This window comes from Actinomadura formosensis (genome assembly GCF_050948385.1).
Taxonomy (GTDB): Bacteria; Actinomycetota; Actinomycetes; order Streptosporangiales; family Streptosporangiaceae; genus Spirillospora; species Spirillospora formosensis.
Genome location: NZ_CP192011.1, coordinates 6,406,766 through 6,423,775, shown reverse-complemented (window position 1 = coordinate 6,423,775; position 17,010 = coordinate 6,406,766). Strand labels below are relative to the sequence as shown.

The window sequence follows — 17,010 nt, the reverse complement described above, 5'->3', positions numbered from 1 at the left end:
CATACCTCCGCATTATGAAGGGAACTGCCCAACATGGCACGCCTTCTCGGCGTCGACCTCCCGCGCGACAAGCGCTTGGAGGTCGCTCTCACCTACATCTTCGGCATCGGCCGGACGCGGGCGCTGGAGACCCTCGCGGGTACCGGCGTCAGCGGCGACCTGCGGGTGCACCAGCTCGGCGACGAAGAGCTGGTGAAGCTCCGCGACTGGATCGAGGCGAACTACAAGATCGAGGGTGATCTTCGCCGCGAGGTCCAGGCGGACATCCGCCGCAAGATCGAGATCGGGTGCTACCAGGGCATCCGGCACCGCCGCGGGCTTCCGGTGCACGGTCAGCGCACGCAGACCAACGCGCGTACCCGCAAGGGCAAGAAGAAGACCGTGGCCGGCAAGAAGAAGGCCGGCAAGAAGTAGTCCGGAGTCGGTCCTCCGGATCGATGACCTCACGAGTAGAGAGAGCACATGCCTCCTAAGAGCCGTGTCGGCGCCAAGAAGGTGCGCCGCAAGGAGAAGAAGAACGTCGCTCACGGGCACGCCCACATCAAGAGCACGTTCAACAACACGATCGTTTCGATCACCGACCCCAACGGGAACGTGATCTCCTGGGCCTCCTCGGGCCATGTCGGGTTCAAGGGCTCGCGCAAGTCCACCCCGTTCGCCGCGCAGCAGGCCGCCGAGGCCGCCGCCCGGCGCGCGATGGAGCACGGCATGCGCAAGGTCGACGTCTTCGTGAAGGGCCCGGGCTCGGGCCGCGAGACCGCCATCCGCTCGCTGCAGGCGACCGGCCTGGAGGTGGGCTCGATCCAGGACGTCACGCCCGTTCCGCACAACGGCTGCCGCCCGCCGAAGCGCCGCCGGGTCTGAGGCAGGGAGAACACACGACAATGGCTCGTTACACCGGTGCGGACTGCAAGCTCTGCCGCCGCGAGAAGATGAAGCTGTTCCTCAAGGGCAGCAAGTGCATGGGCCCGAAGTGCCCGATCGAGATCCGTCCCTACCCGCCGGGTGAGCACGGTCGCGGTCGGCCCAAGGAGACCGAGTACCTGCTGCAGCTGCGTGAGAAGCAGAAGGCGCGGCGCATCTACGGCGTGCTGGAGCGCCAGTTCCACAACTACTACGTCGAGGCGAACCGCCAGCAGGGCAAGACGGGTGACAACCTGCTCGTCCTGCTGGAGCGCCGGCTCGACAACGTGGTCTACCGCGGCGGCTTCGCCAAGTCCCGCGACATGGCCCGTCAGCTCATCCGCCACGGCCACATCCGGGTCAACGGCAAGAAGGTCGACATCCCGTCGGCCCTGGTGGACGAGGCCGACATCATCGACGTCAAGTCCAAGTCGCAGGAGATGACGCCGTTCCAGGTCGCCAAGGCCGAGGCCGGCGAGGTGACCGTCCCGGCGTGGCTCGGCGTGGACGCGGAGAAGATGCGGATCTTCGTGCACTCGCTGCCGGTCCGGCAGCAGATCGACGCTCCCGTCCAGGAGCAGCTGATCGTCGAGCTCTACTCCAAGTAGGGCTCAGCGTCCCGCCGGGGTCCATGGATGGATCCCGGCGGGACGGGAACACCGGAACACTGCGGTCGTCAAATAGCGGGCACCGCGGAAAGAAGGCATCACCATGCTCATCGCTCAGCGTCCCACTCTCACCGAAGAGCAGGTCGACGAGTACCGGTCGCGGTTCACCATCGAGCCGCTGGAGCCGGGCTTCGGCTACACGATCGGCAACTCGCTGCGTCGTACCCTGCTCTCCTCGATTCCCGGTGCGGCCGTCACCAGCATCCGGATCGAGGGCGTCCTGCACGAGTTCTCCACCGTCCCCGGGGTCAAGGAGGATGTCACCGACATCATCCTGAACCTCAAGGAGCTCGTCGTCTCCTCCGAGCACGACGAGCCCGTGGTCATGTACCTGCGCAAGCAGGGCCCGGGCGAGGTGACCGCGGCCGACATCGCGCCGCCGGCGGGCGTCGAGGTCCACAACCCGGACCTGCACATCGCCACGCTGAACAACAAGGCCAAGCTGGAGATGGAGCTGACGGTCGAGCGCGGCCGCGGCTACGTCTCCGCCGCGCAGAACAAGCAGCCGGGCCAGGAGATCGGCCGGATCCCGATCGACTCCATCTACTCGCCCGTGCTCAAGGTCACCTACAAGGTCGAGGCGACCCGGGTCGAGCAGCGCACCGACTTCGACCGCCTCATCCTGGACGTGGAGACCAAGCAGGCGATGCTGCCGCGCGACGCGGTCGCGTCCGCCGGTAAGACCCTCGTCGAGCTGTTCGGCCTGGCCCGGGAGCTCAACGTCGAGGCCGAGGGCATCGACATGGGCCCGTCCCCGACGGACGCCGCGCTCGCCGCGGACCTGGCCCTGCCGATCGAGGAGCTGAACCTCACCGTCCGCTCCTACAACTGCCTGAAGCGCGAGGGCATCCACTCGGTGGGCGAGCTCGTCGCCCGCAGCGAGCAGGACCTCCTGGACATCCGCAACTTCGGTGCGAAGTCCATCGAGGAAGTGAAGCAGAAGCTCAGCGACATGGGCCTGTCGCTGAAGGACTCCCCGCCCGGATTCGACCCGAGCGCGGCGGCGGACAACTACGGCGACGACGACCAGAGCTACGCCGAGACCGAGCAGTACTAGAAACCCGATTCCCGGCGGCCGGGGGCGCGTTCCCCGGCCGTCCCGGGACCAGCTGACACCGGTACCTGACACGGCCGGTGCAGGAAGGAAACGCCATGCCCCAGCCCACCAAGGGCGCCCGCCTCGGCGGCAGCGCCGCGCACCAGCGACTCATCCTGGCGAACCTCGCCACGGCGCTGTTCGAGCACGGCCGCATCACCACCACCGAGGCCAAGGCCCGGCGGGTGCGTCCGCTCGCGGAGAAGCTGATCACCAAGGCCAAGAAGGGCGACCTGCACAACCGCCGCCTGGTGGCCCGCGTGATCCGCGACAAGGGCGTGCTGCACGGGCTCTTCACCGAGATCGCGCCGAGCTTCGAGAGCCGTCCCGGCGGCTACACCCGCATCACCAAGATCGGCCCGCGCAAGGGTGACTGTGCGCCCATGGCCGTGATCGAGCTGGTGCGGGAGCCGATGTCGGCCGCCACCGGCAAGGCCGCGCCGAAGCCCGCCGAGGAGGAGCAGCCCGCCGAGGGCGAGGTCACCCTCAGCAAGACCGCTGCCGAGGAGCCCGAGGCCGTGGATGCCACGCCCGCCGGGTCCGAGGACAACGAGGGCGACGCTAAGTAAGATCTCGATTGCCAAGGGTGCTCCCCGCGTAGGCGGGGGTGATCCGGGCGACAACGCCCCGATGGCCGTGATCGAGCTGTGCTCCCCGCGCACGTGGGGTGATCCACTCCCTTGGCTGTTCCGCTGAGGGTTTCGGCCGACATGATGAGGGCCCGCCGTTCCACTACGGAACGGCGGGCCCGATTTTTTCCGGGCTTGGTCCCGGGGGCAGGGTGGGCGGGTGACGGTTCGCCGGGAGCGGGTCAGGGGAGTGCCCGGTGAACGCGGAACAACGAGGAACGGACGTTGCGGAAGGACAGTTGGCTGATATGACCGCTCTGGTGCGGCTTCGGCTCGACATCGGCTATGACGGGTCGGGCTTCGCGGGCTGGGCGCGGCAGCCGGACCAGCGGACCGTCCAGGGCGTCATTGAGGACGCGCTGGGCCGCATGCTGCGCATGGATCCGCCGCCCATGCTCACCGTCGCCGGCCGCACGGACGCCGGCGTCCACGCGCGCGGGCAGGTCGCGCACCTGGAGGTGCCGGTGGCGGCGTACTCGGCGATCGAGGGGACGATGCCGCGCCGGCTCGCCGGGCTGCTGCCGCCGGACGTGCGGGTGTGGCGCGTGTCGGTCGCGCCGGAGGGGTTCGACGCCCGGTTCTCCGCGCTGTCGCGCCGCTACGTGTACCGGGTGTGCGACAACCCCGCCGGGGTGGAGCCGCTGCGCCGCCACGACGTGCTGTGGCATCCGCGTCCGCTGGACCTGGACCGGATGAACGACGCCGCGCGGCGCCTCGTGGGCGAGAACGACTTCGCCGCGTACTGCCGCAGGCGGGAGGGCGCGACGACGATCCGCGAGCTGCTGCGCTACGAGTGGGCGCGCGACGACCGCGACCCGCATCTGATGTCCGCGACCGTGCAGGCGGACGCGTTCTGCCATTCGATGGTCCGCGCGCTCGTCGGTGCGCTGCTGATGGTGGGGGACGGGCGGCGCGAGATGGACTGGCCCGCGACGGTGCTCGCCGCCCGCGTCCGCGACTCCGGCGTGAACGTGGCGCCCGCGCACGGCCTGTCGCTGGAGGAGGTCCGCTACCCCGATGACGACGGGCTGGCGCGGCGTGCCCGGGAGACCCGGCGGGTGCGGACGCTCGGCGTCACGGCGGCGGCCGTCGATCAGCCCGCCTCGTCCCGGCCGGGGATGTCCTAGGGGCCGGACACGGTACGACCGGCTGCCCCGAGCGGGGGCCGCCGGTCGTACGTCTCACGTCAGCCGCGGGTGCGGGCGATGATCGGGCGGAGTTCGTAGTCGAGGAACCGCTGTGCCGCCTGCTTGATCAGCGGGTCGCCGGGCTTGGCCTTCTTGCCGTCCGCCCGCTGCACGTAGGCGTAGGCGACGTACCGTCCGCGGACGGTGACCGCCGCATAGCCGCCGGCGCGGTCGATGTCGGGGGAGCGCTTGCCCGCCATGCCGCGGAACCACTCGTACGCGGCCGGGTCGCCGGCCTTGCTCACCGTCATCGCGGCGGCCTTCGTCGGCATCACGGCGATCCCGGAGGTGACGGCGAGCTCGTTCTTCTGGTCGATGAACGTGGCCCGGATGATCTTGCGGCAGCTCTCCCGCTTCAGCACCTTCAGCATCGAGCCCCGGGCCGCGTAGGAGACGTCGCGGTTGAGGGACCAGCGGTCGCGGGCGTAGGTCCGTCCACCGAGCTGGATCGTCTCCTCGGGGAACACGTCGCGGAACGTGAGGTCCTGGGGGTCGGTCTTCTCGTCGCCGATGTTCACGGGCTTCGGCGAGGGGACCGGCGTCGCCGGGGCCGACGTGCTCGGCGCCGCGGACGGCTCGGCCGCGCCGCGGTGCTGGCCGTCGCCGCTCGAACCCGTCCCGCCCACGGTGAACAGCGCGATCGCCGTCGCGAGGACGACCGCCGCGCCGCCGCCGATGAGCAGCGGCCGGCGCCTGCTCCCGCCGCCCGCGCCGCCGGGGGTGCCCTTCGGCGGCCGGCCCGGCGGCGAGCCGGCGGGCGGGGTGCCGCCCTCGGCGTGGTGGACCGGCGTGATCACGGGCTGCTCGGCGGTCGCCGTGCCCCCGCCGGCCGGGCCGGTGTTCGGGAACGGTCCGCTGCCGGTGGGCGGCACGAAGCCGGGCGGCAGGATCGCGTCGGGCACCAGCACGACCGCCGGGGACGCGGACGCGTTCTCGGCCTCCTTCGCCTTCTCGAAGGCGTGGGGCGACGCGGAACGGTCTTCCGCGGCCTCGTTCACGAGGGGGTTGTCCACGGCGGTCTCGTCCTCTGCGGTCGTGACGGCGGGGGTGTCGCCCGCTGGGGGAACGGGCTGGAAGCCGTCGGGGTCGGTGTCGGCGCCCGAGATCGGGGGCTTGACGAACGGTTCGGCGGGGACGGCGCCGCGGGAGTCGACGGCCGGGATTCCCGCGCCGGCGACGAGCGTCCCGGGCAGTTGCCCGGTGCCGGACGCCAGGGGCTCGGCCGCCTCTGCCGAGGGCTCCGCTCCGGCCGGGACGGGTTCCGCGGCCGGTTCGCCGGCGGGCGGGGCCGTGTCCGTGGACTCGGCGGCCCACCAGGGGGTCTGCAGGCCGAATGCGGGCAGCCGAAGCGGGGCGGGCTCGGCCGTCTCGGTCTCGCCGGGCGGCTCGCCTGCGGTCTCGGCCGCGGGCGGTGACGCGTCCGCGGGGGGCGGTGCGTCGGCCGGGGGAGCCGTGCCGCCGAAGCTGGGCGGCGCCGGGTCGGCGGGGACGCCGGACGTTCCCGCCGACCCGGCGGTCTCCCGGGAGTCTCTAGGTCCAGACATAAGCAGTGAGGGTTTCCGGAGGGGGTCACTTTTGGAGGGGCTTGCCTTCGGTCTCTCTGTAGTGCAGAGCCAGGGCCAGGTTGCTGCCCTTGACCATCTGCGTGCCGAAGACCTGGACGGCCGCATGGTACTTGCTCACGATCTTCTTGCCGTCCGGCCGCTGCACCCACGTCATGATGACGTAGTGGCCGCGTGCCTGCGAGGTGCCGAACGCCTCGCCCTTGCCGTTGGTCTTGGAGACGCCCTTGCCGGGCAGTGCCTGGAGGAACGCCTCCTTGGCGGCGGCGGCCTTCACGGCCTTCTTCGCGGCGGTCTCGTCCTTGAGGTTGAACACGCCGACCGTGCCGATGAGCGAACCGCTGGAGAGTGCGTAGGTGGCCCGCAGCGCCTGGGTGCAGCCGCCCTTCTTGAGGGCCTTCTCCAGGGCGGTGCCGCCGACGACGCCGGTGCAGCTCTTCTGCGCGTTCACGGCCGTCCGCACGTACTTGTAGCCGCCCGCTTTGAACGACGCCTTGCCGAAGACCTCCTTGAGGGTCAGCGGCTTGGGGTCGGTGGTGCGGCTCTGCAGCTTCACCGGCGCAAGGACGGGCTGGGTGGGGCTCGGTGCGGGCTGCGCCTGCGTGGACGGGGCCTGCGTCGGCGTCGCCTTCGGCTTGGGGTCGCCCTTCAGCATGGACGACAGGCCGACGCCGCCGCCGATGAGGAGGATTCCGGCGACCGCCGAGCCGCCGATGATCAGCGGCAGGTTGCGGCGCTTCTCGGGCCGGGACGATTCGCCGGACGGTCCCGGAGGCGCCCCTTCGTAGGACCCGAAGGAGCCATCACCGACCGCGCTGCCCGCGACGGGCTCGTCCGCCCACGCGGTGGGCTGGCCGCTCTGCATGACCGGCTGGTCGCTCCACGCGGCGGGCCGGTCGGTCTGTGCGGTGGGCTGGTCGTTTTGCGCGGCGTGCTGGTCGTCCCACGCGGCGTGCTGGTCGTCCCACGCGGTGGGCTGGTCGTCCCACGCGGTGGGCTGGTCGGCCCACGGGGTGGGCTCGCCTCCCCCGTCGCGTGGTGCGAAGGGGGCTTCGTCCTTGTCGTGTCCGTACGGCGGCGCTTCGGCTCCGGGTCCGTACGGCGCTTGCGGCGACTGCCGAGAGGGCCAGTCGCCGGGTTTGCCTTGATTGCCCGGATAACCCATGGGTTGGACCTTACCGTTCCTTATTCAGGGCTCTGGACTTTTGGACAACCACCATGACATGGGGGGCGAACCGGACGTCAGCGGTTTGCCGAAGGTCATGTTCCGGACGGTGTGGACCGGGTCACTTCCAGCCGAAGTCCTGCGTCCACAGCGTGCCGTCCGGCCCGGTCGCCATCCCGACGCCGATGGCGCGCAGGTCGCAGTTCAGGATGTTCGCGCGGTGTCCCGGGCTGTTCATCCAGCCCTTCACCACGGCCGCGGCGGTCGGGTAGCCCTTGGCGATGTTCTCGGCGCCGGGGCTGGGGTAACCGGCGTCCTCCATCCGTTCCCACGGGCTGTCGCCGTTGCGGGACGTGTGGTCGAAGTAGTCGTGTGCCGCCATGTCCGCGGAGTGCCGGCGGGCGGCGACGGCGAGCCGCTGGTCGGTGCGCAGCGGCTTGCAGCCCTCCTTGGCGCGCTCGGCGTTGGTGAGCGACACGACGGTCGCCTCGGCGCCGGACGAACCGCCCCCGCCCGGCGAACCACCGCCCGCGTCCGGCGACGGCGGCGCGTCCGGCTCGGCCGCCTTCGCGGACTTCGACGGCTTCGCCGCCGCGCTCTTCGGCGGGTGGATCGGTTTCAGCGGCGGCGTCTGCTCCTCCGCGGCGGGCCGCGGCGGCGAACTCGGCTCACCGGTGCCGGTGCCGGTGCCGGTGGGGGACCCGTCGTCCGGCGTGGTCGGCACGTCGCCCCGCGGCCCCGGCGGGGCCGCGCTGGACGGCTGTGACCGCGGCCCGGCCGCGGAGGTCCTCTCCGACCGCAGTTCGGGCAGGACGAGCCGGTCGATCGCGACGCCGGCGCCGATGGCGAGACCGGAGGCGGTGACGGCCAGCACGAGCCCGGTCGCGCTCTTCGCCCGGGACCGGCCGGCGCGGGATGCGCCGCCGTCCGGCCGGCGTCCACCGGCCGGAGGACCGGAGCGGGCCGTGCCGTGCCGCGGGCCGCCGGCGACGAGTTCGTCGCGGGGAGGGGAGACGTTGGGACGAGGCGTTGAGCCACCGCGCCCGTCGTGCCTGGGCTGGTGGCCTCCGGCGGGACCGCCGGGTCTTCGGGGAGTGGACAGCGGGGGCTCCCGGGTACGGGCCGGCACACGCCGGCGTTGATCCGGTCGCCCGGCACCATATCCTTGTATGCACCCCGAGTTACGAAGATCCCCCAAAAAACCTGAAAATCGCTACGCTTCGTGATGGGCGGGGCGCCGTCCGTCCCTGCTTTTTGGGAGACTTTGGGGGATATGTCATGTGGCAGGCGCGGTCGGGGCCGGCCATGGCGGCTTCGTTTTGACCCGTGACCAAGAGGCCGAGTATCCTGCGTTTCTGTTGTGTGCGTTGACGCCTGCCCAGTGCGGGCGGGAGGCTACGCGACGACGTGCCGATGTGTCCCCGCCATGTGCGCCCCGTGCCGCATGTGGGCACCGGCCTCCCGGAGCGCCAGGTCGGATGATCCTCTGATCGGCGCGAGCAGGATTCCGCTGCCAAGTGGCGCCCGTCCGCGAGGACGGGCGGAGGATCGAACCGCTGAGAAGTCGACGAGAAACGAAGGCTTACGACCGTGCGCACGTACACCCCTAAGCCCGCTGACGTCCAGCGTCAGTGGTACGTCATCGACGCGACCGATGTCGTGCTGGGCCGTCTCGCCAGTCAGGTCGCACAGCTGCTTCGGGGTAAGCACAAGCCGATCTACGCCCCGCACCTCGACACCGGTGACTTCGTCGTCATCGTGAACGCCGACAAGGTGTCGCTGTCGGGGAACAAGGCGGAGCGCAAGAAGGCGTACCGGCACTCGGGGTACCCGGGCGGACTCCGCTCGGTGACCTACGCCGAGCTGCTGGCCAAGCACCCCGAGCGGGCCGTCGAGAAGGCGATCAAGGGCATGCTGCCCAAGAACTCCCTCGGCCGGAAGATGTTCGGCAAGGTGAAGGTCTACGCCGGTCCGGACCACCCGCACCAGGCGCAGAAGCCGGTCCCGTTCGAGATCACCCAGATCAGCCAGACCGCGAAGTGACACCCGCGCCTCCGGGCGCACCAGGAAACACGAGGCCGCCGGGGCACCCTGAACGGGCCTGCCGCCCTGGCTAGAACACCCAAGGAGAACCGTGGACGACACCACCGGCGCCGAGAGCGCTGAGAGCGCCGAGCTCGACTCGTACGAGGACGCGCCGTCCGAGTACAGCACCGAGACCCCCGAGGCCGCCGGCGAGGGCTACCTCGGCCAGCCGGTCGCGACCGGCCCGGCCGCCGGCACCGGCCGCCGCAAGCAGGCCATCGCGCGGGTCCGCATCGTCCCCGGCAGCGGCCAGTGGAAGATCAACGGCCGCACCCTGGACCAGTACTTCCCGAACAAGGTGCACCAGCAGATCGTGAACGAGCCGTTCGTGCTGCTGGGCCTGGAGGGGCAGTTCGACGTGCTCGCGCGCGTCAACGGCGGCGGCACCACCGGCCAGGCCGGTGCGCTGCGCCTCGGCATCTCCCGCGCGCTGCAGTTCGCGAACATCGAGCACCGCCCGGCGCTGAAGAAGGCCGGCTTCCTCACCCGTGACGCGCGGGTGCCGGAGCGCAAGAAGGCCGGTCTCAAGAAGGCCCGCAAGGCTCCGCAGTACAGCAAGCGTTGATCGACGGTACGAGCCGTCGCACCCCGTGGCCTCCACGCGGCCGGTCCGCGTGGCGGGCGCTCCGGTGCGGCGGCTCGTCCGCTTTTCCGGGGTCATCCTGTCTCATCGGGAGTTGAACTGTGGCTCGTCTGTTCGGGACCGACGGTGTGCGCGGGCTCGCCAACCGCGACCTGACCGCCCCGCTCGTCATGGACCTGTCCGTCGCGGCGGCGCGGGTGCTGGGCGAGCAGGGAGCCTTCAAGGGCCATCGGCCGCTCGCCGTGGTCGGTCGCGACCCGCGGGCCTCCGGTGAGTTCCTGGAGGCGGCCGTCGTGGCGGGTCTCGCCAGCTCCGGGGTGGACGTCCTGCGCCTCGGCGTCCTGCCGACCCCGGCGGTCGCGTACCTGACCCACGCGCTGGACGCCGATCTCGGCGTGATGCTGTCGGCGTCGCACAACCCGGCCCCCGACAACGGCATCAAGTTCTTCGACCGCAGCGGCTACAAGCTGCCGGACGAGCTCGAAGACCGGATCGAGGCGAGTCTCGGCGCGCGGTGGGACCCGCCGACCGGCGCGGGCGTCGGCCGCGTCCGGGAGGCGCACGGCGCCGTCGAGCAGTACGTGGCGCACCTGCTGTCGACCGTCACGGTGTCGCTGGACGGCCTGCGCGTCGTGGTCGACTGCGCGAACGGCGCGTCCAGCGACGTGGCCCCGGAGGCGCTGCGCCGTGCCGGCGCCGAGGTCCACACGATCGGGACGGCGCCGGACGGCCTGAACATCAACGCGGGCTGCGGCTCCACGCACCTGGAGGCGCTGCGGAAGGCCGTCCGGGAACGCGGCGCGGACGTGGGCATCGCGAACGACGGCGACGCCGACCGCTGCCTGGCCGTGACCGCGGCCGGCGAGATCGTGGACGGCGACCAGATCATGGCGATCCTGGCCCTGGACCTGCGTGAGGCGGGCGCGCTGCCCGCCGACACCGTCGTCGCGACCGTGATGTCGAACCTCGGTTTCAAGCTCGCCATGCGGGAGGCCGGGATCACCGTGGTGGAGACCGCCGTCGGTGACCGGTACGTCCTGGAGGCGATGAAGGCGGGCGGCTTCGGCTTCGGCGGCGAGCAGTCCGGCCACGTCATCATGCTGGACCACGCGACGACCGGTGACGGCGTCCTGACGGGCCTGCACCTGCTGGCCGCGATGGCCCGCCGGGGCCGTCCGCTGGACGAGCTGACGAAGGTGATGACCCGTCTTCCGCAGGTGCTCATCAACGTCAGGGACGTCGACAAGAACCGCGCGAAGACGTCCCCCGAACTGGCCGAGGCCGTCGCCGCCGCCGAAGCCGGCCTCGGCGACACGGGCCGCGTCCTGATCCGCCCCAGCGGCACCGAGCCGATGGTCCGCGTGATGGTCGAGGCGGCGTCGCAGGACCAGGCCCAGTCGGTCGCCGAACACCTCGCCGGTGTGGTGAAGACGGCCCTCGGCTGACGCTCGGCTACCGCTCGTCGATCTCCAGCCGGCCCACCTTCAGGTGCCTGATCTCCACGGTCCCGGCCTCAAGGTGGGCGATGACGGCGCGCTTGACGACGAGCTTGCCGATCGCGACGGCACCGACCGCCAGCGCGCCGAGCGCCATCGACCCCACCGCGAGGGACCCGAGCCCGTTCCCGAGCCGCACCGTGAGCCCGGTGGCGGACGCCCCGGTCACCTCGGCCCCGGTGGCGCGCGCGCCGACGCCCCGCTCCGTGCGGACCCGCGGCCGCTCGTCCACTGCACCCTGCTCGTCAGCTTCATCGCTCATGGGAGCAGCCTACGGAGCTCAGCAGCGGGTGAGGAAGTTCTGCAGCGCGTCGTGGTCGGGGCGGGTCACCGGGAGGGAGTACTTCTCGGCCACGGTGATGTACTTGATCGCGTAGGCGCACTGGAAGCTCTTCTGGGGCTTCCATTCGCCGGGGCCGGAGTCGCTCTTCTGGCGGTTGGGGACGCCCCAGACGGCGAGCAGGTTGGCGTGGTCGTTGGCGAACTGCTCGCGCCTGTCCTCGCTCCAGCGGGAGGCGCCCATCCGCCAGGCGAGCGCGAGCGGGTAGACGTGGTCGATCTGGACTTCGGCGGCGTCCTTCTTCTCGAAGGTGATCGCCTTGCCGCTGTAGGGGTCGGTGAGGCGCCCGGCCACGACGATGCAGCGGCCCTGCTTCTCGACCTGTCCCAGGTCGCGGGCGAGGACGTCGTTGCGCTGGTCGCAGCCGTTGTGGTCGGTGTCCTTCCAGCGCGTCCCGAACTTGTCGCGCGCGTAGCCGCCGCCGGTGCCCTCGGACGCGATGCGCAGACCGGACAGGTCCTTGCGGGCGCGGGCCTGCTCGCCGGCCGCGGGCCTGGAGCCGGCCGGGGACGGGGACGCGGTCTGTGACAGGCCGACGTCCGCCTCGCAGCCCGCCGCCAGGGGCAGGGCGAGCGCCAGGCCCGCCACAGCCGCCCGTCCAGCCTTCACTCGTACCGCCGTCCGTGCCACGTCGTCACCGTCCCAGAAAGTTTCTGCGCATATTTGCCGATTGAGCAGTAAATAGCCGATCAAATCGTATGACCTTACGTCTTGGCGACACAGACCTGTCGTTTACGGCACGATTGGTATGTGCTGCATCTCAGAGCGATCGTCCCGGCGGACCGCACGGACGCGGTCTGCAAGGCACTGGCGGACTGTGCCGGGGCCACCAACGTCGTCCTCATCGAGGACGCGGCCCTGTCCCCGCGCGGGGACCTCGTGACCAGCGACGTGGCCCGCGAGGCCGCCAACGAGGTGCTGGACGCGCTGCGCGCCCTCGGCGTCGACCGGGACGGCTCCATCGCTCTCGACAAGGTCGATCTGACGCTGTCGGAGACCGCCGAGGAGGCCAGGGACCGGGCACCGGGGCACGGTGACGACGCGGTCGTCTGGGAGGAATTCGACCGGCAGGTCAGCGAAGGGACGGCGCTGACCTGGTCGTTCGTCGCGTTCCTCGTGCTCGCCACCCAGCTGGCCGGGATCGCGGCGCTGATCGACTCGCCGGTGCTGGTGGTCGGCGCGATGGTCCTCGGGCCGGAGTTCGGCGCGGTCGCGGCGATCTGCTACGGGATCGTCCGGTGGCAGCCGTTCCGCATCGTGCGGGCGGTGCGGGTGCTGCTGATCGGGTTCACCGCCGCGGTCGTGCTCACCTACGTGGGCGCGCTGGCCGGCCGGTGGACCGGCGTGATCGAGCTGGACCGGCTGCCCGACGAGCGTCCGCTCACCGCGTTCATCTACAGCCCGGACCGCTGGTCGTTCATCGTCGCGCTGCTCGCCGGCGGCGCCGGGGTGCTCTCGCTCACCGCGGGCAAGTCGTCGGCGCTGGTCGGGGTGTTCATCTCCGTCACCACCGTGCCCGCCGCCGGAAACCTCGCGGTCGCGCTGGCGCTCAAGCACGGCAGCGAGATCACCGGGTCGCTGCTCCAGCTCGCCGTCAACTTCGCCGGGATGATCATCGCGGGGACGCTGACGCTGCTCGTCCAGAAGGTGCTGTGGGGCATCGTCCTCCGCCGGGGTGTACGGCCGGGGTGGCCGGCGAGGCCGGCCGGCCGGGGCGAAAAGAGCCGTCCGGGGGGAACTTAGGTCGATGCCGGATCAGACGAAAGGCTGCCTACTCATCGCCCTTCAGGGGGACGTGCCGCGCGAAACCAGCCGCTAGGTTCGGAGCATGCCGATCATCGCCACCCAGGGCCTGACGATGAGGTTCCCCCGGGTGACCGCTTTGGACGACCTCTCCGTGGCCGTCGAACCGGGCGTCGTCGGGCTGGTCGGAGCCAACGGCGCCGGCAAGTCGACGCTCATCAAGATCCTGCTCGGGCTGCTGCCGCCGACGTCCGGCACCGCGACCGTGCTGGGACTCGACATCGCACGCGAGGGCCTGCGGATCCGGGAGAGCGTCGGGTTCATGCCCGAGTACGAATGCCTGCCGCCGGACGTGTCCGCGACCGAGTTCGTGGTGCACATGGCCCGGATGTGCGGGCTTCCCCCGGCCGCGGCCCGCGAACGCGCCGCCGACACCCTCCGCCACGTCGGGCTGTACGAGGAGCGCTACCGCCCGATCGGCGGCTACTCCACGGGCATGCGCCAGCGGGTGAAGCTCGCGCAGGCCCTCGTCCACGACCCGAAGCTCGTGTTCCTGGACGAGCCGACCAACGGCCTCGACCCGGCCGGACGCGACGAGATGCTCGACCTGATCCGCCGCATCGGCGCCGAGTTCGGGATCAGTGTCCTCGTCACGTCCCACCTGCTGGGCGAGCTGGAACGGGTCTGCGACCACGTCGTCATCATCGACGGCGGCAGGCTGCTGCGCTCCCAGGCCGTCGAGGCGTACACCGCCGCGAGCGGCGTGCTGACCGTCGAGGTCGACGAGGGACGGGACGTGCTCGGGCAGCACCTCTTCGACCAGGGCGTCTCCGTCCGCCCGGAGGGCCGGTTCCTCATCGTCGACATCGCCGGTGAGACGACCTACGACCTGATCCGCGACGGCGTCGCCGACCTCGGGCTGCGGCTGATCCGGATGGAGCAGCGCCGCCACCACATCGAGGAGGTCTTCCAGACCGCGCCGCCCGCGCCGCAGGCCCCCGCCGGAACCGTCCAGCAGGGAGCGCCCCGATGAGCACGAGCACGATCCACGACATCGGCTACCGCCACTACGGCGGGCGCCGCAATGGCCGCGCGTACGTGCTGCGGTCGCTGTACACGCACAACCTGCGCGCCGCCTACGGGCTCGGACGTCCCGCCCGCGCGAAGATCATGCCGTTCCTGCTGGGGGCGATCATGCTGCTGCCCGCGGCCGGCTCGGTCGCGGCGTTCGCGTTCACCAAGGAGCCGGACGCGCTGATCGACTACTCGGCCTACGCGAACCTCATGCAGGTCATCGTGGCGATCTTCCTGGCCACGCAGGCACCGGTGCTGGCCTCCAGGGAACTGCGGTTCCACGTCGTCCCGCTGTACTTCTCGCGTCCGGTCGGGCATCTCGACTTCGTCCTGGCCAAGCTCGGCGCCCTGGCCACCGCGATGTTCGCCCTGATGGCGGTGCCGGTCACGGTGCTGTACGCGGGCGGCCTGGTGTCCAAGGCGCCCGACCCTGGACGGCAGTTGCTGGACTACCTCGGCGGGCTGGCCGGCTGCGTGCTGTTCGCCGCGCTGCTGTCGGCGGTGGGGCTGGTGGTCGCGGCGTGGACGCCGCGCCGCGGATTCGGGGTCGCGGCGGTCATCGCCGTCTACATGCTCAGCACCGGCTTCGTCGCGGTCGTCCAGGGCATCGCCGAGGCGCGGACGAACTTCACCCTGTCCGGCTGGATCGGGCTGCTGTCCCCGTTCAACCTGGTGGAGATCGCCCAGGTCCGGCTGCTCGGCGCGGAGCCGACGGTGCCCAGCGTCCCGTCCGGGGTGACCCCCGGGCTGGTGGCGCTCGCGCTGATCGCCGCGGTCGTCGCCGGGTCCATCGCGGTCCTGTACCGCCGTTTCCGGAAGGCGGGCCTTTCATGAGCGAGCTGATCCTGGAGAACGTGTCCCGCTGGTACGGGAACGTCGTCGCCGTCAACGGCGTGTCGATGAGGATCGGCCCCGGTGTGACCGGGCTCCTCGGCCCGAACGGCGCCGGCAAGTCGACGCTCATCCACATGATGGGCGGGTTCCTCGCGCCGTCGTCCGGCAGTGTCACGCTGGACGGGACGCCGATCTGGCGCAACCCCGGTGTCTACCGCAGGCTGGGGCTCGTTCCCGAACGGGAGACGGCGTACGACTTTCTGACCGGCGAGCAGTTCATCGTCGCGATGGCGAAGCTGCACAAGCTGCCCGACCCGGTCGCCGCCGCGCGCCGCGCCATCGGCCTGGTCGAGATGGAGTACGCCGCCGGACGTCCGATCGGCACCTACTCCAAGGGCATGAAGCAGCGCATCAAGATGGCGTCGGCGCTGGTGCACGACCCGCCCGTCCTGCTGCTGGACGAGCCGTTCAACGGCATGGACCCGCGGCAGCGGCTCCAGCTGATGGACCTCATCACCCGGATGGCCGGGGAGGGCCGCACGATCCTGTTCTCCTCGCACATCCTGGAGGAGGTCGAGCGGCTCGCCAGCCACATCGAGGTGATCGTCGCGGGCCGGCACGCCGCGTCCGGCGACTTCCGCAAGATCCGGCGGCTGATGACCGACCGGCCGCACATCTTCCTGGTCCGCTCGTCCGACGACCGGCGGCTCGCCGCCGCCGTCATCGCGGACGGCTCGGCCCGCAGCGTCCAGCTCACCGACAAGGGGCTGCGGATCGAGGCGGTCGACTTCCAGCGCTTCACCTGGCTGCTCCCGCAGGTGTCCCGGGACGCCGGCGTGCGGCTGTGGGAGGTCTCCCCGGCGGACGAGTCCCTCGAAAGCGTCTTCTCCTACCTGGTGGCCCGATGAACGGCACAATCGCGATGATCACGTTCCGGGCGATGCTCGGACGCAAGCGCGCGCTGCTCCTGCTGGGGCTGCCGCTGCTCCTGCTCGTCCTGGCGGTCGGCCTGCGGGCGACCGGCAACGACGACCTGGACGTCTCGGCGCAGACCCTGCAGCGGTTCGGCCTCGCCACGCTGCTGCCGCTGCTCGCGCTGATCGCCGGCACCGGGGTGATCGGCCCGGAGATCGACGACGGCCAGATCATGTACGTGCTGACGAAACCGATCCGGCGCGAGGTGATCGTGCTGACGAAGCTCGTCGTGGCGATCGTCCTGGTGACGGTGTTCGCGGTCGTCCCGACGCTGCTGGCGGGGCTCGTCCTGGCCGGGACGACCGCGGGGCTGACCCCGGCCTTCACGGTCGGCGTCCTGGTCGGCGGCTTCGCCTACAGCGCGGTGTTCGTCGCGCTCGCGGTCGCCAGCCGCAACGCCGTCACGATCGGCCTGCTGTACGCGCTGGTCTGGGAGTCGCTGCTGGGCAGCTTCGCGCCGGGCGCCAAGTCGGCGTCCATCCAGCAGTGGTGCCTGTCCATCACGGACGCGCTGACCGACGCGTCGCCGGTGAGGTCGTCGGTGGACCTTCCGGTGGCGGTCACCCTGCTCATCGCGGTCACGGCCGTGGCGACGTTCCTCGCCGCGTTCCGCCTGCGCTCCCTCCCGGTCGCCAGCGCCGACTAGCGCGGAACATTCCGATTCCGTGAG

General features: G+C 71.2%; 19 protein-coding genes. 14 read left to right on the top strand and 5 right to left on the bottom strand.

Annotation, left to right across the window (positions count from 1 at the left end; all coding sequences use genetic code 11):
* Positions 1–33: 33 nt before the first annotated feature.
* From rpsM to truA, 6 genes are all read left to right on the top strand, one after another.
* Positions 34–414 carry a 30S ribosomal protein S13 gene (gene rpsM, locus ACQP1N_RS30150; RefSeq protein WP_067806162.1) on the top strand — a complete coding sequence of 127 codons (381 nt, stop codon included), beginning with the start codon at positions 34–36 and terminating at the stop codon, positions 412–414.
* A gap of 48 nt (positions 415–462) precedes the next feature.
* Positions 463–864 carry a 30S ribosomal protein S11 gene (gene rpsK / locus ACQP1N_RS30145; protein WP_021596710.1) on the top strand — a complete coding sequence of 134 codons (402 nt, stop codon included), beginning with the start codon at positions 463–465 and terminating at the stop codon, positions 862–864.
* Between the two features lie 20 nt (positions 865–884).
* Complete coding sequence (gene rpsD, locus ACQP1N_RS30140; RefSeq protein ID WP_067806165.1) at positions 885–1,511, top strand: 30S ribosomal protein S4; 627 nt, start codon at positions 885–887, stop codon at positions 1,509–1,511.
* A 103-nt stretch (positions 1,512–1,614) separates the two neighbouring features.
* Positions 1,615–2,628 (top strand): DNA-directed RNA polymerase subunit alpha, encoded by a 1,014-nt coding sequence (locus ACQP1N_RS30135; RefSeq protein ID WP_067806168.1) that lies wholly within the window; start codon positions 1,615–1,617, stop codon positions 2,626–2,628.
* 95 nt (positions 2,629–2,723) lie between these two features.
* Positions 2,724–3,236: a 50S ribosomal protein L17 gene (gene rplQ / locus ACQP1N_RS30130; protein ID WP_433227770.1), complete on the top strand. Its 513-nt coding sequence runs from the start codon at positions 2,724–2,726 to the stop codon at positions 3,234–3,236.
* A 308-nt stretch (positions 3,237–3,544) separates the two neighbouring features.
* Entirely contained in the window at positions 3,545–4,423 is an 879-nt protein-coding gene (gene truA, locus ACQP1N_RS30125) for a tRNA pseudouridine(38-40) synthase TruA (protein WP_174548920.1), read from the top strand.
* Between the two features lie 59 nt (positions 4,424–4,482).
* Here the strand turns inward: truA and ACQP1N_RS30120 are convergent, their stop codons facing one another.
* From ACQP1N_RS30120 to ACQP1N_RS30110, 3 genes are all read right to left on the bottom strand, one after another.
* Positions 4,483–6,027 (bottom strand): hypothetical protein, encoded by a 1,545-nt coding sequence (locus tag ACQP1N_RS30120; protein WP_433227769.1) that lies wholly within the window; start codon positions 6,025–6,027, stop codon positions 4,483–4,485.
* A 25-nt stretch (positions 6,028–6,052) separates the two neighbouring features.
* Positions 6,053–7,210 carry a hypothetical protein gene (locus ACQP1N_RS30115; RefSeq protein WP_433227768.1) on the bottom strand — a complete coding sequence of 386 codons (1,158 nt, stop codon included), beginning with the start codon at positions 7,208–7,210 and terminating at the stop codon, positions 6,053–6,055.
* Between the two features lie 121 nt (positions 7,211–7,331).
* Positions 7,332–8,339: a CAP domain-containing protein gene (locus tag ACQP1N_RS30110; RefSeq protein WP_433227767.1), complete on the bottom strand. Its 1,008-nt coding sequence runs from the start codon at positions 8,337–8,339 to the stop codon at positions 7,332–7,334.
* Positions 8,340–8,800: 461 nt separating this feature from the next.
* On the opposite strand from ACQP1N_RS30110, the gene rplM reads away from it, so the two are divergent.
* The 3 genes from rplM to glmM all read left to right on the top strand — a co-directional run bounded on the left by rplM (position 8,801) and on the right by glmM (position 11,323).
* Positions 8,801–9,253, top strand: a complete 453-nt coding sequence (rplM, locus tag ACQP1N_RS30105; protein WP_067799235.1) for a 50S ribosomal protein L13 — start codon at positions 8,801–8,803, stop codon at positions 9,251–9,253.
* A 91-nt stretch (positions 9,254–9,344) separates the two neighbouring features.
* Positions 9,345–9,860, top strand: coding sequence for a 30S ribosomal protein S9 (rpsI, locus tag ACQP1N_RS30100; RefSeq protein ID WP_067799238.1), 516 nt, complete (start codon positions 9,345–9,347; stop codon positions 9,858–9,860).
* A gap of 119 nt (positions 9,861–9,979) precedes the next feature.
* Positions 9,980–11,323 carry a phosphoglucosamine mutase gene (glmM, locus tag ACQP1N_RS30095; protein ID WP_067799241.1) on the top strand — a complete coding sequence of 448 codons (1,344 nt, stop codon included), beginning with the start codon at positions 9,980–9,982 and terminating at the stop codon, positions 11,321–11,323.
* A 7-nt stretch (positions 11,324–11,330) separates the two neighbouring features.
* On the opposite strand, the gene ACQP1N_RS30090 is transcribed toward glmM, so the two are convergent.
* Both ACQP1N_RS30090 and ACQP1N_RS30085 read right to left on the bottom strand, forming a co-directional pair.
* Complete coding sequence (locus tag ACQP1N_RS30090; protein WP_067799243.1) at positions 11,331–11,636, bottom strand: hypothetical protein; 306 nt, start codon at positions 11,634–11,636, stop codon at positions 11,331–11,333.
* Between the two features lie 18 nt (positions 11,637–11,654).
* A complete protein-coding gene (locus ACQP1N_RS30085) occupies positions 11,655–12,323 on the bottom strand; it encodes an HNH endonuclease family protein (protein ID WP_242608858.1) in 669 nt (222 codons plus the stop codon).
* 141 nt (positions 12,324–12,464) lie between these two features.
* Here ACQP1N_RS30085 and ACQP1N_RS30080 point away from each other — a divergent pair, with 141 nt between their 5' ends.
* From ACQP1N_RS30080 to ACQP1N_RS30060, 5 genes are all read left to right on the top strand, one after another.
* Positions 12,465–13,457, top strand: a complete 993-nt coding sequence (locus ACQP1N_RS30080) for a DUF389 domain-containing protein (RefSeq protein ID WP_067799246.1) — start codon at positions 12,465–12,467, stop codon at positions 13,455–13,457.
* An 85-nt stretch (positions 13,458–13,542) separates the two neighbouring features.
* On the top strand, positions 13,543–14,490 hold the full coding sequence (locus ACQP1N_RS30075) for an ABC transporter ATP-binding protein (RefSeq protein WP_067799252.1): 948 nt from the start codon (positions 13,543–13,545) through the stop codon (positions 14,488–14,490).
* On the top strand, positions 14,487–15,365 hold the full coding sequence (locus tag ACQP1N_RS30070; protein WP_067799255.1) for an ABC transporter permease: 879 nt from the start codon (positions 14,487–14,489) through the stop codon (positions 15,363–15,365). The genes ACQP1N_RS30075 and ACQP1N_RS30070 overlap by 4 nt, the downstream gene beginning before the upstream one ends.
* Positions 15,362–16,273: an ABC transporter ATP-binding protein gene (locus tag ACQP1N_RS30065; RefSeq protein WP_067799258.1), complete on the top strand. Its 912-nt coding sequence runs from the start codon at positions 15,362–15,364 to the stop codon at positions 16,271–16,273. The genes ACQP1N_RS30070 and ACQP1N_RS30065 overlap by 4 nt, the downstream gene beginning before the upstream one ends.
* A complete protein-coding gene (locus tag ACQP1N_RS30060) occupies positions 16,270–16,986 on the top strand; it encodes an ABC transporter permease (RefSeq protein WP_067799261.1) in 717 nt (238 codons plus the stop codon). Before ACQP1N_RS30065 ends, ACQP1N_RS30060 begins: the two co-directional genes overlap by 4 nt.
* Positions 16,987–17,010: the final 24 nt, after the last annotated feature.

Coding starts and splice junctions, on each gene's coding strand:
- rpsM (WP_067806162.1), top strand. CDS start 34: ATGGCACGCCTTCTCGGCGTCGACCTCCCGCGCGACAAGCGCTTGGAG.
- rpsK (WP_021596710.1), top strand. CDS start 463: ATGCCTCCTAAGAGCCGTGTCGGCGCCAAGAAGGTGCGCCGCAAGGAG.
- rpsD (WP_067806165.1), top strand. CDS start 885: ATGGCTCGTTACACCGGTGCGGACTGCAAGCTCTGCCGCCGCGAGAAG.
- ACQP1N_RS30135 (WP_067806168.1), top strand. CDS start 1,615: ATGCTCATCGCTCAGCGTCCCACTCTCACCGAAGAGCAGGTCGACGAG.
- rplQ (WP_433227770.1), top strand. CDS start 2,724: ATGCCCCAGCCCACCAAGGGCGCCCGCCTCGGCGGCAGCGCCGCGCAC.
- truA (WP_174548920.1), top strand. CDS start 3,545: ATGACCGCTCTGGTGCGGCTTCGGCTCGACATCGGCTATGACGGGTCG.
- ACQP1N_RS30120 (WP_433227769.1), bottom strand. CDS start 6,027: ATGTCTGGACCTAGAGACTCCCGGGAGACCGCCGGGTCGGCGGGAACG.
- ACQP1N_RS30115 (WP_433227768.1), bottom strand. CDS start 7,210: ATGGGTTATCCGGGCAATCAAGGCAAACCCGGCGACTGGCCCTCTCGG.
- ACQP1N_RS30090 (WP_067799243.1), bottom strand. CDS start 11,636: ATGAGCGATGAAGCTGACGAGCAGGGTGCAGTGGACGAGCGGCCGCGG.
- ACQP1N_RS30075 (WP_067799252.1), top strand. CDS start 13,543: ATGCCGATCATCGCCACCCAGGGCCTGACGATGAGGTTCCCCCGGGTG.
- ACQP1N_RS30070 (WP_067799255.1), top strand. CDS start 14,487: ATGAGCACGAGCACGATCCACGACATCGGCTACCGCCACTACGGCGGG.
- ACQP1N_RS30065 (WP_067799258.1), top strand. CDS start 15,362: ATGAGCGAGCTGATCCTGGAGAACGTGTCCCGCTGGTACGGGAACGTC.
- ACQP1N_RS30060 (WP_067799261.1), top strand. CDS start 16,270: ATGAACGGCACAATCGCGATGATCACGTTCCGGGCGATGCTCGGACGC.